We start from the raw sequence: 18,188 nt of genomic DNA, 5'->3' as shown, positions 1-18,188 counted from the left end.
ATGTCCTATTTTTTTGCAGCACTTGCCAATGTCTTAAGCCTTGTGATCGGTGTCTATAAAATGATCATTATCGCGTCCGCGCTCATCACGTGGGTGAATCCAGATCCTTATAATCCCATTGTTCGACTGCTGTATGGCCTCACAGAACCGGTCTACCGACTCCTTCGGCGATTTCTTCCCCGAGCTCTGCTTCGACTTCGGATCGATCTCACGCCCATGATTGCCCTTCTTTTGCTTGTTTTTCTGGAAATGTTTTTAGTCAATTTCTTATTGAGCTTAGCGCAAAATAAATCAATATAAATCAATCAGTTGCAATTGATTTCTCGAATAGAGTGAAACCTCGCAACTTACCTTTCATTTCACCCCAACAAAGCTGATTTCTTTACAATTTCTTTTGAGACCCGTAAAATGGGGTCTTCATTCCTCAGGCGGATCTGGTGAGTCAGGTCCCCTTTGAAAGGAAAAGAGATCGTTATGCCGATTTATGAATATCAATGTGAGAAGTGCTCAAAGGCATTTGAGCGATTTCAAAAAATCACGGACCTTCCTTTGACCATTTGCCCCGATTGCCAAGGCGCTGTGAAACGCATTGTATCGCGCACCAGTTTCACTCTTAAAGGCGGCGGCTGGTATAAAGACGGTTACGGTTCTTCGGCAAAAAAAGAAACTGAAACAGCCCAAGCAGAAAAGAAAACTCCTGAAAAAAAGAAAGAAGAAAAAAAATCAACAGGGGATGGGAAATAATTATGGTCGATAAAATTGACCGTCCAGATGTTCCTGCTTCCTATCGCATCAACGAATCAAAACATGCGACAGATGATCAGCATCAGCGGAGACAACAGCCAGAAGATCCAGATGCTCATTATCAGCAACAAGCTGAACATGAGTGGGATAAATTTCATCGATCGGAACAATCAATCAAATGGACGAAAATCCAGACCGATCGTGTTTTGAAATGTCGTTACCAACATGCTGCACTTCGTCAAGGCACCCCCTTTCTTCTTGCTGATATTGTTTGGACAAATGGGACAACCACAGCAAACGGACTTTTACTTCTTCAACGTTTTGAAGATGTTCTCAAACTGAAACGTCTCCAACGGCTTGATGAGGTTCCACGTGAATTCTGGGCATATAAGAAAGAAATTGAATTAGGGATCTTACAATCGATGGGTCAAAGCGGACTCCATCGTCAATCAATAATGAACTCTGAATACAAGAAAGGTGAAAGAGACAAAGGTGTCGAATACGTAAAACATTCGCATCGCAAAGGGATAATAGTAGCGCTTCTTTTTATTCTCATTGTCGCGCTTCTCATCCTCTTTCAATCAATTGAATAACTATGGCTGATTTTGAACCAAAACAGTTTGGAAAATATTTTCTTCTCGACAAACTTGCTGTCGGAGGAATGGCAGAAATCTACAAAGCCAAAACGTTTGGCGTGGATGGTTTTGAAAAACTTCTGGTGATCAAACGCATTCTCCCCCACTGCGCCGCTGACAGTGAATTTATTACGATGCTGATCGATGAAGCCAAGCTCTCGGTTCTTCTCTCTCATGCAAATATTGTACAAGTCTATGATCTGGGAAAAGTGGGCGATGATTATTTCATCGCAATGGAATTTATTAGCGGCGTCAATTTGCGCGACATCCTTTATATCTCGCGTGAACAGAAGGAGCTGATTCCGCACGACATTGCGGTCTATATTGCGAGCGAAATCTGCAAAGGCCTCGATTACGCGCATCGCAAAACTGATGATCAACACCATCCTTTAGGCATCGTTCATCGCGATGTCAGCCCTCAGAACGTGCTGATTTCTTATGAAGGCGAAGTGAAAATTGTGGACTTTGGGATCGCGAAAGCCGCGATGAATATTTCCCACACCATGGCCGGAATTCTGAAGGGCAAGATTGCCTATATGTCTCCGGAACAAGCCCTCGGAAGACCCATTGATCGGAGAACCGATATTTTTTCGGTTGGAATTCTTTTATATGAAATGATTACCGGAGAAAAACTCTTCACGGGCGAGTCACAATTTGAAGTCCTGAAAAAAATTCGGACCACAAAAATTCAAGTCAAGAATCTTCCTGAAACGATTCCCATAAAACTTCGCGAACTTCTCGCAAAGATACTCGCCTATAATCCAGAAGAACGTTATCACCATGCGGGCGATCTTCAGGTGGAATTAACAAAATTTTTGTATGCGCAGTATCTTGACTTTTCTCCTCGAAAACTTTCAAAATTTATCACGGAGAAATTTCAGGCACGTATTCAAGAAGAGGCGCATCGGGCTGCAAAAACCACCTCCCAAGAACAACAAACATCTTCGATGAGTGTGAAAGAAGGAAAGAAACAAGTTGAACTTGTTCATGGCAACACACCTCTCCCGGAAATTGGATCGATCACCGCACGCGGATCAAAAACACAAACAGAAAAAAAGCGATCAGGATTTTTAAAATGGATTGTCGCTGGTATGATTCCGTTACTGTTGGCAATGGGCTCCTATATTGCATTCAATCAATTTCCGACACTTCGTTTTTGGGAAGAAGAAAAACCAGCAGTTCAAATTGAGACTCCTCCTTCCGCAACTGTTTCCAGCAGAATCATGACAATTCCTGCAGGCGCACGCATTTATCTTGATAACAAGGACACTGGCCTTCGAACTCCTGCAACCATCTCCAATCTGGTTCTCAATCGAGAATATCAAGTGCGTCTGGAACTTGAAGGATATGGCATTATCGAACGTACGCTCAAACCCTTGAATAAAACACCCCTCGAACTTTCAGCGGAACTTCAAAAACCTTTGGGTATTTTAAATATTATTTCAGAACCTCTCGGCGCTTCCATTATGATGAATGGAAAGTTAACGGGAAACGTTACTCCGGCGACACTTGAAAACCTTCCGCTTGAGACCGATGTGAGAATCACTCTTTCAAAACCGGAATATCAAGACTTTGAACAAGTGGTCCGACTTTCAAATGCCAAACCGCAAAAAGTTTCAACTCGTCTTTCACCGCTTGTCGCTGAACGCGGTTCCATTGCTCTTACTTCCACTCCTTCAGGTGCAGCAGTGATTATGAATGGGGAAACAACAGGACGTACAACTCCGGCTACCATTTCTAACCTTGACCTCAAAAAACCACATCACATTGAGTTATCGTTAAAAGGTTTTGATATCTGGTCCACACAGGTGGAACTCACTGCAGCACAAACAGTTCCTGTTGATGCGACACTTACCCGCATGGCTCCAACAGCTGAAAAACCGATAATCATTCCTGAAGCGCCAGTGGAAAAACCGAAACCTCAACCTGAAAAGAAACCCCAGGTAGTCACAAAAAAAATCCCACCGAAAGAAGCATCTCCACCTTCGGAACCACTCAGTAGCGGTGGTTCAGCAAAAATAAGGCTAGCTTCAAATCCTTCTGATGCAGATATTTTTATTAATGCTGAATACAAAGGAAAAACTCCACTCACACTCACGGTTCCTTCCGGACGCGTTTCCGTGCTCGTGAATAAAGAAGGTCTTTCTCGTTTCTCGAAAAAAATTGAACTGAAACCCGGAGAAACGGTTGATCTTACGGATATCGAGCTTGCTGATCTTTACGGTGAAGTCAGTATCATCAGTTCTCCCGCACGAGCAGAAGTGATGCTCGATGGACAACAAGTTCCCAAAACTCCGGTTATTGTTCGCAACGTTCGAACAGATCAAGAACACAGTGTCATTGTCACACTGAAAGGTTATAAAACCTGGACGCACAGTTTCAAAATGGATGGATCCAAAAAAAGTTTTAATATTATCCTGGAAAAAGAATAAGGAGCCGGACCACTATGGCGAAAGAAATGGAATTTGAAGGAAAAACAGAACTTCTAAAAATGGACGAAACCCCTGAGGTCGTCTCCCTCCGTAAATGCCAGCTTACAGTCATTGAGGGGCCTATGCGTGGAAACAAAATAACGCTCAATAAAAATAGAATGGCCATCGGAAAGCGTGAGAACAATGATTTTATTCTTACGGATAAAACAGTCTCGCGCAATCACCTCGAAATTGAATATTCTTCTGATAGTTTTCTTTTGCGAGACCTTGATTCCACCAATGGAACGTATCTCAATGGGTCACGTGTCAAAGAAGCTTACTTAACTCCAGGGGATACCATCAAAGTTGGAAATACGACTCTTGAATTTAACGCTTTCGATGAAAAAGTAAAAATTGAACCGTCACAAAGCGAAATCTTTGGAGAGCTCGTCGGAAAAAGTCGCAAGATGCGCCAAATTTTCTCGATTCTCGAAAAAATTTCACCGACACAAGCTACGGTCATTATCGAAGGAGAAACCGGAACTGGAAAAGATTTAGTGGCCAGAGCCATTCATCATCACAGCGCCCGCAAAGCTCAGCCCTTTGTGGTCTTTGATTGTTCTGCAGTCGCTCCGAATCTCATTGAATCAGAATTATTTGGCCACGAACGGGGTGCGTTCACGGGTGCTGTCAAATCACGTCGTGGCGCCTTTGAAGCCGCCAATGGGGGAACGATCTTTCTGGATGAAATCGGAGAACTCACGCTCGATCTTCAACCAAAATTATTACGCGCGCTTGAGCAACGGGAAATCAAACGTGTCGGAAGCAATGCGGCTGCTAAAATTGACGTTCGGGTTATCTGCGCCACTAATCGAAATTTGCGCAAAGAAATTTCTGAAACCCGCTTTCGTGAAGATCTTTACTATCGTCTTTCGGTAGTGAAGATCAATCTTCCTCCGCTTCGCGATCGCCCCGAAGATATCGACTTTATGATTGAACATTTTCTTAAAAGCGCTCCTTACAATAAATTACCGGATGGCGCCCTCAAGGTCACAAAAATCAATGATGAGGCCATAAAACTTCTGCATCGTTATCAATGGCCAGGAAACGTTCGCGAACTTCACAACGTGATTGAACGTGCGGTTTCCTTTGTGGAAGGTCAGGAAATTACTCGTTCCCATCTCGATTTCATTTTTTCTGAACTTGAACACGGCGAAGAGAGAACTGAGCGCATGCCCGTCGATACGGATGTCCCTTTTAAAGATGCGAAACAGCAAATTGTGGAGTCATTTGAAAAAGAATATTTGGCAGAACTTCTGCAACGTCATAATCACAATTTATCGAAAGCTTCTCGCGAAGCTAAAATCGATCGCAAACATCTGCGCAATCTGCTCAAGAAATATAATATTCCTTCAAAAGAATAAGATTATTGTCGCGTAGCGCGCTTACGGTCAGCTTCGATAGAGCGTTTGATAGCGATGACAAGCGAACGTGCTCGATTGGACCACAGATTACTTCCTTCAAGATCAAGTAAGATGGCAGCACGAAAATCTTCTGCCGCTTTACGATAATTTTTATGACGAAGATAAATTTCTCCTCGATTGACAAGCGCCGCAGGATCACGCGGAGTGAGTTGAAGCGTTTGTGAATATTCCATAATCGCTTCAACCGGTCGTTCTCGTTTTTGGTGAATGGCTCCCATCATCGCATGAAAATAAGGATTACGATGATCAAGCAGCAACAGTCCTTGAAATATTTTCTCTGCTTCATCGACTCGTCCGTGCCGAAACTTGACATGTCCTGCATCAGCCAGGCGTATGAGTTCAGAACGCTTGATCCCTTGGAGCTCTGCCAAACTCACTTTATCCTGAACATACCGAAAAAAGAGTTCCGTCACATGCTTGATGCGATCGGGGTTTGGATCCAAGATTTGTGTTTGTCGATGTTCTTCTCCCATATTTAGGCGCTCACTTTGCGAACCATTTCATCTTGCGCACGGAAGATGAGGTCCGACATCGATTTGACGCTTGAAAGCACCGATTCAATATTCTGTGCGAGCTTCTGCATATCCTGCATTTCCATATTCATCTGAAATGCTCCTTCACGCGTTCGATTATTGAGCATCTGGACCTCTCCATAGTCCATGGTTGCAGATGCTCCTCGTAAATCTTGGGAAGTACGATTTACCACTTCATTCATGTTCTCCAATCTTTTTCCCTTCCAGGTAAAAAGAATTCCACTTTTTGAAGAATAAAATTTTGCCAATGCAATGAGAACAAAGACAGGATGAATTTTTCCCGATTTGCAAAGCGCCATGATCTCCTTCATTTCTTTCTGAATCTCAGCATCTTTTTGTTTGAGCTGAGAAATCATTTGCGAATCCATAATATGATTTCCCACTTCGTTTAAAAATTGATCGAGCTCTTGTAGTGTTTCTTCGGAGAGACCTCTGATATCGTCATTTGCGCCCTCTCCCGTTGCATTGCCATCAGACTTCGCCAGTCCCGCTTTCATCGCTTTGATGTGCATTCCTCCCTGAATCCCTTGGGTCATCATTTCCGTCTCTTGGGAGGAAAGTGACATGTCGGCACGATGTTCTGCAAAAAGCGCGGGATCAACGCCAGGATAATCAGCTTGCGAGGATTTAATTTCATAATCTTGAACCACATCGCCACTCAAGCGTCTTTTCTCTTCGCGCATGAATTGTTCAATGTCTTCTTTGGTGACACCTGTGGGAAGATTTTTGAGAACTTCAAAAATATTTCCCTTGCGAAGTTGGTCAAGAATGCCTGCGTCTGCCAGACGTTTATCCAGATCGCGAGGTTCCTGCTTTGGGATACGGACAGAGTCGATCATTGTTTTCCTTTGACCTCAAGTTGTTCCAAAAGCACGCGAGCGCGATTTGCCCAACGATCAATTTTGTGAGGGTCTGAGGCAATGGCTTTTTCAAGATCAGCGCGCGCTTCTTCGAGAAGATCGTGTTGCAAATAAATTTCTCCTCGATGCGTCAGACTCACCATATCATCAGGCGCTAACTCAAGAGCCTGCGTATATTCCATAATCGCTTCTCCATAACGTTTTTGACGTTGAAGAATAGAACCCATCATGGAGTGGTAATAGTGATTATTCCAATCGAGAACGGTAAGAACTTTAAAGACCCGCTCCGCATCTTCTAATCTTCCCGCTTGAAATTGCATAAACCCATATTCCGCCATCTGAAAGAGCATTTCAGGAGTAAAATTAAAAAGCTCACCCCAACCAATTTCTCCTCGAAGATAAGATTGAATTTTCTGCGCTCCAACTTTCATTTCCTCTTTGGAGACATCTTCATATTCTTTTTCGAGTTTCAAAAAGAAATCTGCGACTTCTGCATGTGCCTCTTCTTCGCTCATCTCCTTTATCTCGGGAGAAAAACGAGGAGTTTTTTTCTTCGGCATAGCTTCCCTCCGAAAACCCTCTTGTTCAGACACCAAATTATCGCAGAAAAATGATGAAATTGCCATCGAGGATCCTCTTTTTTATGCCCCACCCGAACTCTTGCGTTCAACCCGGCCTTTGACTTCGAGCAAGTTCTGAACCATATTGGTAATCACTTCTACCGTTTGGCCTACGACTTCCATTTTTTGTCCTAAAAGTTTCATATTCGTATTTATTGAATCCGTTTCCTGCTTTACGAAAATCATTCGTTTTGAATATTCCATACTCGACGCTGGATCATTTGGGTCTACATTAAAATCATAGATCATTTTATTCGCTTCACGCTCCTGTTCCTGCATTTTCATCATCTGTGTCGCATCCTGTATCAGTTCTTTGGCTTTATCTTTTGAAATAATGTAACCGACAAATTTCATGAATTCATACATAGCGCCGATATCGCCTGAGGCTGCTCGCTGAGCAAGATAGTGAAAAAGAAGCATCATCTCCCGCCCTCGATTTGAATTTTGAAGCGCATCGCCAAATGCGTCTTGGGTCAGATTATCGAGATGCATGGTCTTGATAAAGGCATCGCTTGGAAAACGAATATCGCTTGTTTCAGAACCCCACCCTGGAGGAAGCGTCACTGCTTTGGATTGTGCAATTGGAGTTCCAAGCACACCTGGTTGAGCACGACCCGCAGACATCGATTTCGTTTGTGTCAGCGAGAATTGCTGAGATGGACGTTCACGAGCTGCAGTCCATTCGCTTTTTATTTCCCCCATGCGATTGGTTTCGCGTGCCATGAAATCTACTTTTTCGAAATTTTTTTGCAGACGACTTTGAGTCTGCTCAAAATGCTTTTTTAATGTTTCGTGTTGTTTGGCATCCACATCTTTTCGAACACGCCCTAATTCATTTTCCACATGCGTCATCTCTTGCGACATTGCTGACATATGTTCAAGACGAGTCGTCAGTTCAGAATCCAAGGCTTGACGAGGGGAAAAAGGTTCTCCAAACCCTGCTGATCTTTTACTGTGAGCATTGAGAGCATCCCACTTATCCGTCACAGGGGTTTTTGAAGTGACGGTTTTTTTCTCATCGAACGCCTTCTCGATCGCCTTTTGATCTTTCTTTTCGAGGCGCTTTTCTTCACCTCGCTCGAGATAATCGCGATTTCGGATCTGATCTATACGTGACATATGCTTCCTCCCGCTCTTCTCTAGAATGAAAGAGCTTCATGACTTAGATATGCAATGAAGATGCCAAGTAAGCGGGCTCATGATTTATAAAAAATATATATATTTCATATAGTTATAAAGAACTCTTTCGAGAAGCAAAGGAGCCAAACGGGGAGTTCTAACCCCGTTTAAGGGGTAAAAACCGGAAGAGGACCATCCTCTGGATGAATCAGTCCTTCTTCTGGAATATCGATCTCTTCTTTTGAGCGCTCTTTCTTTCCTTGAAGATGGTGGATGGCAAGCGCCGCATACCGATTCGCATTGAACGCATAGACCACGATTTGTTCTCCCATCATGGTAATCGAAAGAGCGACAATAATAACTCCCGCATACCCTTTCACATTAAAACCAAGTTCCCAAACGTTAATTTGAGGAGCGATACGATTCGCAATACCGAGAATAATATCAGCTAAAAAAAGAGCAATAATAACCGGAGCGGCAAGTTGCATGGAAATAAATAAAACTTCAGCCGTAATATGAATAAAAAGTTCAATCAGAGGAATAAAACCCACACCCACAGAAGGATAAGCAAGAAGAGGAAGCGCTTGATAACTTAAAAAAAATGTTTCAAGAAATTGGAGGTGCCCACCAATCGCTAAAAAAAGAACAATAGAGAGTTGAAAAAGAAATGTCCCTGTAAGCGAACCTTGTTCCCCAAGCTGAGGAATCAAGATGCGCGCAATCGAGACTCCACGCTGATTATCGACCATCGCTCCTGCTGCTTGAATGCCGTAAAAAATAACCGAAATAGCAATGCCAATCACAAAACCGTAAAACGCTTCCTTTAAGAAAAGCATAAAAAGATTGAGAGGTGATTCATCCAGAACAGGAGGATGAGAGGGAACGAGATGAATATAACCATAGGCTGCGAGAAGCATCGTCACCGCAACAACAACAGATCGCGGAACCGGCTTTCCCAAAAGAAAAGGGATCATCGAAGCCATTGCCAACAATCGTACCCAGATCAGTGCAATGAAGAGAAGATGAAACGTGACATTAACATTGACACCGAGTTTGTCGAAAAGTTCCTGCATGTTTTATTTAATATACGTTGGAAAGGATTCATAAATGGCGGACGTAAATGACACCAACTGAGCAAGCATCCATGGTCCTGCAATAGCAAGTACTGCCACAATCGAGATAAGCTTTGGGACAAACGTAAGCGTTTGTTCTTGAATCTGCGTGGTCGCCTGAAGAATGCTGATCACAAGCCCGACAATTAACGCCACAAGAACAGGAGGAGCGGTGAGGATTAACACCAAAAAAAGAGTCTGCTTCGCAACCGCGACGAAATATTCCATAGAACCTCCTCGAAAGGCTTTAGACGTACCCTAAGATAAGCCCTTTTGAGATGATATGCCATCCGTTCACCAGAACAAAGAGTAATAATTTAAACGGAAGTGAAATCGTGACGGGAGAAATTTGGAACATACCGAGCGAAAGAAGAATATTCGCAATCACGAGATCGATCACGAGAAATGGAAGAAAAAGAATGAAGCCAATCTGAAAAGCTTCTGAAAGCTCGCTAATCACAAAACCAGGAATCAGATTCATAAAATCCTGATCCGTAATATTTTTGCGATCTTCTTCATTCGTGCGAAGTTTCAACGCCAGATTATAAAAAAGGGCGCGTTCTTTATCGTGAACATGTTTCAGAAGAAAAGCTCGCACCGGTTCTTTCCCCCGTTCAGCTCCCTGTTTTAATAATTCAATCGAAGCTTGAGAAAGAAGTGGCTGGTTTGTTCCCTGCTGAATGACCGACTCTGCCGCACGATAGACATCATTCCCCACGGGAACCATAATATAGATCGTGAGAATCATGGCGAGCCCCGTAATAATGATATTTGGCGGCACTTGCTGAGTACCTAAGGCATTGCGAATGAGCGCGAGCACCACTGCAATCTTGACAAAGGAGGTGATCATCATCACCAGAAAAGGAACAAGTGAAATAGCCGCAAGTGCAATAAGGAGAACGAGCGGCCTCGAAACGCCAACGCTTCCCGCTTGCGCAAAAGCAGAAACAGACAAAAGCAGTCCCACCAAAAGACTACTACTTCCCAGAAATATTTTATTTCGGTTGATCTTCGATGTCATGGGATTCCAGTTCCGCAATTTTGTCTATACCAGATTCAGAGGTCCCAATCACGAAATATTTTTTTGCGACTTCAAGCAGATAAAGATTTTTTTTTGGTTCAAGTGCAAAACGGCCGTGCACCTGAAAAAGCTGATTGCGTTTAAATCTTTTTGTCATGCCCATGCGAGGAACAATAAATTTGAGAATGAAAATGGCTAAAACCGTTACTGCCGCGAGCGCAAAAAACATCTGAAGAAAAAGCCACGTAAAGTCCATCGCCGTTAAACTTGTTGCCGGTACCGTCGGTATTTGAAGAAGGAGGGCAATCATGAACGGACCAACTTGAGAATACGAACACCGAGTTTCCCATCGATCTCCACAAGCTCCCCTCGAGCAACCAACTTTCCATTGGCAACAAGATCGACCATCTCAGACGGGGGACGATTGAGATCAATGACATGACCCATGCGAAACTCCATGAGATCTCGAACCGTAATCATTTTTTTGGCCATGACAGCGACGAGTTGCACGGGAATATCAGGAGCAAAATCCGCAGGATCAAAAGAGGAAGAAGAGGGAGCTTCTGCTTCTTCTTGTGCCGGTTCTTCATCCTCTCCTTTTCCTGTTTCAAATTCTTCAAAAGCATCAAGCTCGTCTTTTTGAAGTTCGCTCTGAAGTTCGCTCTCTATTTTTTCATCTTTCTTCATGTTCTACTCTCCTGAATATGTCGTGAGGAATCGACAATGGATCTCATCCTGCTCAGCTACCATGTCTGTAAGATACCCACCCTCTTTTCCAAATCCGACGCGAAGCATAGCTTTTCCTGTGGGAGTCTTTCCTTTGAGCGTCACAAAACTCTCATCAAATAAAATAACGTCTCCTTGTTCAAGGGCAACGATCTCATCGGGAGTAAGTGTGGTCCGACCCACCTCAGCCCAAAGAGAAGTTTTGACATAATCATATGTTTGCATTGTTTTCACAAGATATTCCCTCTCCTCAGGTCGATCGGTTGCTGCGAGGAAAACATCGTGAAGAAGAGGATGGGGGAAACAGAGACGAACAAAGCCATCGATGTGACCCCATTTTAATCGAACGGTCAAAATGACAACCGGTGTCTTTTCATCTTCATAAGCTTCGAGCTCAGAAACCTCGGAGGCAAATCGTTCAAAACGAAAATGAACACGAGGTTCATCGCCATATTCTTTGCGAATTCGTGTCATGAGCTGCAAGAGTAAAAATTGAAGCACTCCTTCTTCAATATCGGTCAGCTTTCGCAACGCGAGAGGATTTTCACCTTTTCCTCCAAGCATACAGTCGATCATCACAAAAGCAGTGCTCGGATCGATATCCACAAACAATTTTGATGTTGTGGGGAACATTCCCAACACCGCAAGGGCTGCTGGCGAAGTGATGCGGTGCGAAAAGGTTTTAAAATGTGTTTCTTGAATGGATTCAAGATGAAATGAAACCTGTTGTCCCATATACGCTCGCAAACTCTCTCGAAGAACATCAGAAAAATGCTCACGCATCTGCGTTTGAGGAAGAAAAGAAAACAATGCATCAAGGAGGCGAACCTCTTCACTTTTTACTTTTCGAAGGGAAAAATGAAATGGTTGTATCGACATGAATGGCGAAACTCTTATCAGCTCACAATGATTTCATCAACCTGAATACCTTTTTTCAAAAGCGTCGACTTGATCTCTTCCTGATGTTCTTCAAAAACACGCCGAGTCTTTGCATCTCCGGTTTTAAAACCGACGACCATTTTCCCCTCCTTCGACGTAATGTGGAGCTTTAAACCTTGAAACCAACTTTTATGAAGCTCAATGAAAAGCTCTTTCTCCCCTGCTTTGGTGAGTCCCAGCCGCACAAACTGAACAATTTTATCGAGCATCGCTTGGGTGAGACGAGGCGACTCCGTATTTTTTTGAAGGAGAGCTTTGAGTTTTTCTTCAAACCGCGCGGTCAGTGAAATAGGAGAAGATTTTGCATTTTCGAGCGTGGAGGAGAGAGTGGAACGACGTTTTCCTTCATAACCTCCATATCCACCTGAATTTCCCTGCCCCGAACTATTCCCATTTTTCCCCTCACGAAAGGAACTCTTTCCCATGACTTTTTGATCTGCCACACGAGCGCTTCGGGTCCGTTCATGGGTTTTGGTCTCTCCTTCTCGCTTTTCCTCTCGATCCTGTTTTTTCTTTTGTTCGTCAGATTTTCCTTCATCTTCACGGCGACGATCGCGAACCGCATATTCCGTCGCATGTTGAACCGTTACTCGATTTGTCATCTGCACCGGAACACGGCTTTGCTCAAGCACGCGTTGAAATTCAGCCGAATCTTTTTCTTTTGGCTTGTCTTTGGGCTTTAACTCATCCCTTTTGATATCCACCTGACGATCAATTTTAAATGATTCGCTCATAAGGTTATCCCTCAAAAATCGGTTTTTCCCCGCGCCACTTTTTCAACTGATGAATGACGTTCCCAAGCTCGTTGAGTTTTTTCGCTTCGATCTGCTTCAATTCTCCTCGCATTTTTTTCTGCCACAACTCTCTATGTTTCTCCATCACTTGAAGTTCGCGTGACGCATCAATGTATTCACGACGAGCAAAAGCGACCTTTCCTTCCGCTTCTTCAATCACCTCATGTTGATCTTCAATCTCTTCTTCTTTTTCTTTCTGATCCTCTCCAAGTTTACGGACATAATTCACATAAACATTTCCTTCACCCACCACCATTCCCGCGCTAAGAGCTGATTTCATTTCTTCTCGAGCATTCTTCCAATCCGCGATAATCTGCGTGAGTTCTTTTCGAAACTCTTCTAATCTCTTTCTCTCTTCTTGAAGACGTTTGAGGGAGCGGGCAAGCGCTATCTCCGCGCGCTTTTTCATGCGCGCTTTGAGTTTCAAGAGAGCTTCTAATCGATATCGTTGTTTCATTATTCAAATAACCCTTGAAGTTGTTCCAGCGTCTCTTCAAAGGAGAACTTATCTCCCACATTTTGTTTGAGAAACGTGTTGACCTCTTCAATTTTCTCAATGGCGTAGTCGACTTTGGGATCGCTCCCCTCTTCATACGCACCGATTAAAATCAGATCTCGTTCTTTTTCATAGTTCGCCACAATTTCCCGAAGTTTTCTTGCAGCATCGCGATGTTCCACATCGATGATGTCATCCATCACACGGGAAACACTCTGAGAAATATCGATGGCCGGATATTGCGCACGAGCAGCCAGATCGCGCGAAAGCACGATATGTCCATCGAGAATCGAACGTGTCTCGTCCGCAATCGGCTCATTCATGTCATCTCCGGCAACGAGAATCGTATAGAACGCTGTAATCGATCCTTTGTCGGAATTGCCTGAACGTTCGAGAAGACGCGGAAGTGTTGAAAACACTGATGGCGTATATCCCTCTCGCGCCGGCGGTTCTCCGACTGCAAGACCGACTTCACGAAGGGCACGAGCAAATCGCGTAATGGAATCCATCATCAGCATCACTCGTAAACCTTGATCACGAAAATATTCTGCAATCGCGGTTGCAACATAGGCAGCTTTAAGGCGCACGAGAGATGGTTCATCAGAAGTCGAGATAATCACGACCGAACGTTTGAGTCCCTCTTCTCCCAAATCTTTTTCTAAAAACTCTCGTACTTCCCGACCTCGCTCTCCGACGAGACAGATGACGTTGACATCAGCTTCAGTGTTGCGCGCAATCATCCCAATAAGTGTCGATTTGCCGACACCTGCGGCTGCAAAAAAACCGATACGCTGCCCTTCGCCAACGGTCAGAAGTCCATCGATCGATTTAATGCCAACAGAAATTGGTTTGGTGACACGTTCACGCTTAAGAGCTTTTGGTGGCTCTGCGCTCACCGGATATTCAGCTTCATATTCAAGTGGTCCGTGATCTTCTGCATCCAGTGGATCACCGAGCCCGTCGAGAATGCGACCCAGCAATTGTTTCCCCACCCGCACCGTCAACGTGTGTCCTGTGGGGATCACATCGTTTCCAAGCCCAATCCCTTCAAGGTTTCCGAGAGGCATCAGCAGAACTTCTTGATCTCGAAAACCGACGACTTCAGCTTTAATCGGAGGGAGTCCATGATAAGGGACAATAAAACAGAGCTCCCCAATACGAACTCCAGGCACCACCGCTTTGACCACGAGTCCGGTCAACTCCGTCACCTTTCCTTTGATGTTATAGGTGGAAACAGATGAGAGAAGATGGTGATACTTATGAAAATCAACAATGGGGAGATCCATAATGATCCTTTAACTCAGCGCTTTCTTGATCGCTTGAAGTTGCGTTTCGATCTGCGCATCAATGGTTCCGACTTCAGTTTCCACAATACATCCCCCTTTTAAAATCGAATCGTCTTCTTTAAAGACAAGGCGTCTCGTACGATCAATCACTTTTCGAAATTCTCCTTCACTCGAAAGGATGGTCTGATAATCTTCTGGATTTACACGCACCACAATCTGATCCCCAATCGCTTTTTCAAGCGATTCTTTTACCACATGTTTGACAGCATCACTGTGCTCAGAAACTAAATTTCCAATTATTTTTTCCGCAATTGAAAGAACAAGTTTCATCACTTCTGGTTCTGCTTCTTCATAAAATTTCTCTTTCAGATGATGCAACGCAATCAGTTGTTCTGATACTTGCGCAAGCCCCTTGGCTTCCCCCTCAGCGTATCCTTTACGCCGCGCTTCTTCACGAACGGTTTCTACTTCATTCAACACTTTTTTTGCCTCTTCGCGAATACGATCAGCTTCTTGCGAAGCGTGAAGAAGTATTTTTTCAGCTTCAGCTGAGGCTGAAATCACACGATGACGAAGCACTCCATCTTTGCTTGAAGTGACGGGAAGTTTTGGATGAACAGGTGCAATCACTGCCCCTTTGGCTGCTTGCTGTTCCTCAAACTCTCTTCCTTTAATAACTTTTGACATTGTTACTCCTCATCGCTTGCTAAAATTCGGTAAAATAAATCTGCTGTCATTCCCGCATTCATGAAGCGGGAATCTCAGGAGATCCGCGCCTACGCGGGGATGACAAAAGTTTATTTTGTTACGTGTTCTAAGCATGTAAAGAAACCTCTCCTTTTGGTTCACTCTGTGTCGATTCTTCACATCGTTCCAGCCACGAAGTATCAATCAAATGCGCTGCCGCTAAAGCAGCAATACGTTCTTCCACAATTTTTTGACGTTCTCTCGTCATTTCATCCTGAGCCACATCAGACCATTCGGTCACAGCGCGTTTGAGAATATAACCATATTCTGGTTTCAATTTTTGCTGAATCATGCGAACCACATTTTCATTGTTGTTTCCCAGCGAGCGTGCAAAAGCACAAATTCCTAATTCGAAGAAAAGTTTTTTTGCTCCCACATATTCATTTGCCACATTGATAATCAGAAACTGTGCTTGATGGCGAAGCGAAAGAGAGACATCTGAAAGTTCACGAATGCGGAGTTGTAAACGCTTTGCCTCTTTGAGCGGAAGACGATTGAGCAGCATCCGGAGAGGTTTCGATGAAACGCTGGAAAGCGCAATCGCCATTTCATGAATTCCCAAATCAAAAAAGAGAGTTTCAAGATCTTCACTTTTAAAAGCCGCAAATTCTTCATACGTAAATGAATCCGAACTTCGTGAACATCGCATCGGTAAAAATCGCGCTTCAAATCGTTTTCGAATGACCTCTAAAAGTTCGGAGCGAACAGCAAAAACTTCAACCATGTCTGGAAGTCTGCTTTTTATTTCCGAAGGCAAATGTTCCAACACAGAACGAACATGTCGCGACGGAAGATAACGAAGAATCATTCCAATCACGCGCGGCGATTCATGTTCGAGCTCTTCTAAAATCCAGGCGGGATGAATTTCAGCAAGTCCATGAAAAGCCTGTTGCGCCTTTAAAAGCTGGATCTGTTTTCGTGCTTCTGTTTCGCGATTTCCCTGTTCTTGTGAAAAAACAGAAGCTCTGCGCAATAGCTGCGCTTCATCATCGGCAAGATGAGGAAGAAAATCTTCGATGTCTTGAGATAACATCGCTGCTAATGCCGCGACCATTTGATGTCGATGTGTCATGGCTTCAGACATTGAAATACCTTTCGTTTACTGAAATTGCGTGTTGGTGACTTGTTTAAAGGAACTAACGCCGTGCTCCGCTAACTTCACCGTCAATTCGGTCATTTGCGCAAAATGAAAAACATGCGCTTGAACCACGAGCAATTCCTGATTTGAAAAACGTTTTCCACTATAGAGAATGTGATTCACCAGACTATCCATCTGCATTTGGCCCTTATTCACTTCTCCTAACAAATCGACCAATTTTTCTGACCCTTGCGGAGCTTCATAAGAAGGGACTTGCTGAGTCGGATTATAATCTACCAAATCCGCAGAAATAATTTCCATTTTATTGGTCGGCGTAATGTCCGTGTTTCCATAACCTAACATGTTTGCAAATTCTGTCCCTGAATTTTCCGCAGCGGAAAGGGCTTCTTGGAAGCCATTTGCTTTGGTTTGATCTTGTGCCGCAACATTCGATTTCTCGACTGCTTTGGACAAGGCTTCTGCATTCAGTTTTCCGACGACGGCTTCCACTGGCATAATTACTCCTCTTCTCCCCCATCCTCGTTGTCATCTTTCTTTGGCTGCGCACGATTTTTAATTCGCTTAAAAAGAAGCGTCAGCGCGCGCGCGTGCAACCGTGACGTCCACGACTTTGAAAGTCCAAGTCGCTCTCCAATCTCTTCGAGTGTTCGATTTTGAAAATAATACATCATGACGAGTTGTTTTTCCTTTTCAGGCAAACTTCCAATCGCTTCACGCATATGTTTTCGAATTTGCATGAACTCGGTTCGCTTTTCGATATCGGTCCCATTCTGATCTTCAATTTCCATATCTTCCGTGGCATCAATGGAAACAATGTAGATGGAAGCAAGACTGCTAACGGTTTCGGTAACGTGATCTGTCTCTCCCCCTTCACCAGAGAGTGTCGTGGATTTACGTGTTTCGCCCCCATTTTCGGCGCGATAGAGAGACTGATGCTGAAGATATTCATTTGCCGCTTCTTCAAATTTAATTTTTGCGTAGAGTGTTCGAGGTAACCATCCGCTTCTTCGGAGTCCATCATAGATAGCGCCTTTGATGCGATAGTAGGCAAAGGTTCGAAAATCGACATCGTGTTTTGGGTCAAACCGCTTCGCAGCTTCGAGGAGTCCCAATCTGGCATTACAAAGAACTTCTTCGTAATCAACCGTTGAAGAGAGTGTTTGACAGACGCGACTTGCGATTGATGCAGCGTAGGGCATGTACTGTTCGATAAGTTGATCGCGAACTTTGAGAAGGTGAAGCTCTTCCTGTTTGGCAGAAGGGACAACGGCCTTCGCACTCTTCGTACTTTTCGAAGGGCGTTTGCTTTCAGGACGTATTTTGGCGTCGCGTTCTTTTTGCAATGTTGCATCTGATTTCAGCGCCTGCTTTACCATGCCACCCCCTTTGCGAGGTTTCCGACAGAATTTACAGGTGCAGAAAACATGCCAGAAAAAAAGAAGAAGGCATGATGTCTAAGAGGCTGAATTGTAAGATAAAAACAAAAAGAAGAAAAAAGTCGAAAACAGGAAATCCCCTTTGCACCAACATGTGTGGGGATCAAAAACCCCAAGAGCACGAGA

General features: G+C 43.9%; 23 protein-coding genes. 5 read left to right on the top strand and 18 right to left on the bottom strand.

From position 1 onward, the window contains the following. The 5 genes from A3C46_03060 (at nucleotide 1) to A3C46_03040 (ending at nucleotide 5,214) form a co-directional block, all read left to right on the top strand. The gene (locus tag A3C46_03060) at nucleotides 1-300 is read left to right on the top strand and encodes a hypothetical protein (protein OGQ21575.1); all 300 of its coding nucleotides are present in this window, start codon (nucleotides 1-3) and stop codon (nucleotides 298-300) included. Between the two features lie 174 nt (nucleotides 301-474). After that, on the top strand, nucleotides 475-744 hold the full coding sequence (locus A3C46_03055) for a hypothetical protein (protein OGQ21574.1): 270 nt from the start codon (nucleotides 475-477) through the stop codon (nucleotides 742-744). Between the two features lie 2 nt (nucleotides 745-746). Further along, complete coding sequence (locus A3C46_03050) at nucleotides 747-1,337, top strand: hypothetical protein (protein OGQ21573.1); 591 nt, start codon at nucleotides 747-749, stop codon at nucleotides 1,335-1,337. Nucleotides 1,338-1,339: 2 nt separating this feature from the next. Further along, nucleotides 1,340-3,811, top strand: a complete 2,472-nt coding sequence (locus tag A3C46_03045) for a hypothetical protein (GenBank protein OGQ21572.1) — start codon at nucleotides 1,340-1,342, stop codon at nucleotides 3,809-3,811. A 59-nt stretch (nucleotides 3,812-3,870) separates the two neighbouring features. Further along, nucleotides 3,871-5,214: a hypothetical protein gene (locus A3C46_03040; protein OGQ21606.1), complete on the top strand. Its 1,344-nt coding sequence runs from the start codon at nucleotides 3,871-3,873 to the stop codon at nucleotides 5,212-5,214. Nucleotides 5,215-5,216: 2 nt separating this feature from the next. Here A3C46_03040 and A3C46_03035 read toward each other — a convergent pair whose 3' ends face one another. The 18 genes from A3C46_03035 to A3C46_02950 all read right to left on the bottom strand — a co-directional run bounded on the left by A3C46_03035 (nucleotide 5,217) and on the right by A3C46_02950 (nucleotide 18,184). Then, entirely contained in the window at nucleotides 5,217-5,747 is a 531-nt protein-coding gene (locus A3C46_03035) for a hypothetical protein (protein OGQ21571.1), read from the bottom strand. Nucleotides 5,748-5,749: 2 nt separating this feature from the next. Beyond that, on the bottom strand, nucleotides 5,750-6,646 hold the full coding sequence (locus A3C46_03030) for a hypothetical protein (GenBank protein OGQ21570.1): 897 nt from the start codon (nucleotides 6,644-6,646) through the stop codon (nucleotides 5,750-5,752). Beyond that, complete coding sequence (locus A3C46_03025; protein OGQ21569.1) at nucleotides 6,643-7,293, bottom strand: hypothetical protein; 651 nt, start codon at nucleotides 7,291-7,293, stop codon at nucleotides 6,643-6,645. The genes A3C46_03030 and A3C46_03025 overlap by 4 nt, the downstream gene beginning before the upstream one ends. 15 nt (nucleotides 7,294-7,308) lie before the next feature. Continuing rightward, nucleotides 7,309-8,406, bottom strand: a complete 1,098-nt coding sequence (locus A3C46_03020) for a hypothetical protein (GenBank protein OGQ21568.1) — start codon at nucleotides 8,404-8,406, stop codon at nucleotides 7,309-7,311. Between the two features lie 167 nt (nucleotides 8,407-8,573). Then, a complete protein-coding gene (locus A3C46_03015; GenBank protein ID OGQ21567.1) occupies nucleotides 8,574-9,479 on the bottom strand; it encodes a hypothetical protein in 906 nt (301 codons plus the stop codon). Between the two features lie 3 nt (nucleotides 9,480-9,482). Continuing rightward, entirely contained in the window at nucleotides 9,483-9,746 is a 264-nt protein-coding gene (locus tag A3C46_03010) for an EscS/YscS/HrcS family type III secretion system export apparatus protein (protein OGQ21566.1), read from the bottom strand. A gap of 19 nt (nucleotides 9,747-9,765) precedes the next feature. Further along, nucleotides 9,766-10,539 (bottom strand): EscR/YscR/HrcR family type III secretion system export apparatus protein, encoded by a 774-nt coding sequence (locus A3C46_03005; GenBank protein ID OGQ21565.1) that lies wholly within the window; start codon nucleotides 10,537-10,539, stop codon nucleotides 9,766-9,768. Next, nucleotides 10,514-10,849 (bottom strand): hypothetical protein, encoded by a 336-nt coding sequence (locus A3C46_03000; protein ID OGQ21564.1) that lies wholly within the window; start codon nucleotides 10,847-10,849, stop codon nucleotides 10,514-10,516. The genes A3C46_03005 and A3C46_03000 overlap by 26 nt, the downstream gene beginning before the upstream one ends. Further along, complete coding sequence (locus A3C46_02995) at nucleotides 10,846-11,226, bottom strand: hypothetical protein (protein OGQ21563.1); 381 nt, start codon at nucleotides 11,224-11,226, stop codon at nucleotides 10,846-10,848. Before A3C46_02995 ends, A3C46_03000 begins: the two co-directional genes overlap by 4 nt. 3 nt (nucleotides 11,227-11,229) lie before the next feature. Next, the gene (locus A3C46_02990) at nucleotides 11,230-12,144 is read right to left on the bottom strand and encodes a hypothetical protein (protein ID OGQ21562.1); all 915 of its coding nucleotides are present in this window, start codon (nucleotides 12,142-12,144) and stop codon (nucleotides 11,230-11,232) included. A 17-nt stretch (nucleotides 12,145-12,161) separates the two neighbouring features. Next, complete coding sequence (locus A3C46_02985; GenBank protein ID OGQ21561.1) at nucleotides 12,162-12,938, bottom strand: hypothetical protein; 777 nt, start codon at nucleotides 12,936-12,938, stop codon at nucleotides 12,162-12,164. Between the two features lie 4 nt (nucleotides 12,939-12,942). Further along, the gene (locus tag A3C46_02980) at nucleotides 12,943-13,455 is read right to left on the bottom strand and encodes a hypothetical protein (GenBank protein ID OGQ21560.1); all 513 of its coding nucleotides are present in this window, start codon (nucleotides 13,453-13,455) and stop codon (nucleotides 12,943-12,945) included. Next, nucleotides 13,455-14,780, bottom strand: coding sequence for a hypothetical protein (locus A3C46_02975; GenBank protein OGQ21559.1), 1,326 nt, complete (start codon nucleotides 14,778-14,780; stop codon nucleotides 13,455-13,457). Before A3C46_02975 ends, A3C46_02980 begins: the two co-directional genes overlap by 1 nt. 9 nt (nucleotides 14,781-14,789) lie before the next feature. Continuing rightward, on the bottom strand, nucleotides 14,790-15,467 hold the full coding sequence (locus tag A3C46_02970) for a hypothetical protein (GenBank protein ID OGQ21558.1): 678 nt from the start codon (nucleotides 15,465-15,467) through the stop codon (nucleotides 14,790-14,792). Between the two features lie 127 nt (nucleotides 15,468-15,594). Next, on the bottom strand, nucleotides 15,595-16,611 hold the full coding sequence (locus tag A3C46_02965; protein OGQ21557.1) for a hypothetical protein: 1,017 nt from the start codon (nucleotides 16,609-16,611) through the stop codon (nucleotides 15,595-15,597). Between the two features lie 15 nt (nucleotides 16,612-16,626). Continuing rightward, entirely contained in the window at nucleotides 16,627-17,121 is a 495-nt protein-coding gene (locus tag A3C46_02960) for a hypothetical protein (GenBank protein ID OGQ21556.1), read from the bottom strand. Between the two features lie 2 nt (nucleotides 17,122-17,123). Then, nucleotides 17,124-18,002, bottom strand: coding sequence for a hypothetical protein (locus tag A3C46_02955; protein OGQ21555.1), 879 nt, complete (start codon nucleotides 18,000-18,002; stop codon nucleotides 17,124-17,126). Further along, on the bottom strand, nucleotides 17,996-18,184 hold the full coding sequence (locus A3C46_02950) for a hypothetical protein (GenBank protein ID OGQ21554.1): 189 nt from the start codon (nucleotides 18,182-18,184) through the stop codon (nucleotides 17,996-17,998). Before A3C46_02950 ends, A3C46_02955 begins: the two co-directional genes overlap by 7 nt. Nucleotides 18,185-18,188: the final 4 nt, after the last annotated feature.

It is taken from the genome of Deltaproteobacteria bacterium RIFCSPHIGHO2_02_FULL_44_16 (genome assembly GCA_001798185.1).
Taxonomy (GTDB): Bacteria; UBA10199; UBA10199; order 2-02-FULL-44-16; family 2-02-FULL-44-16; genus 2-02-FULL-44-16.
This window is presented reverse-complemented; position numbering and strand designations above follow the sequence as displayed.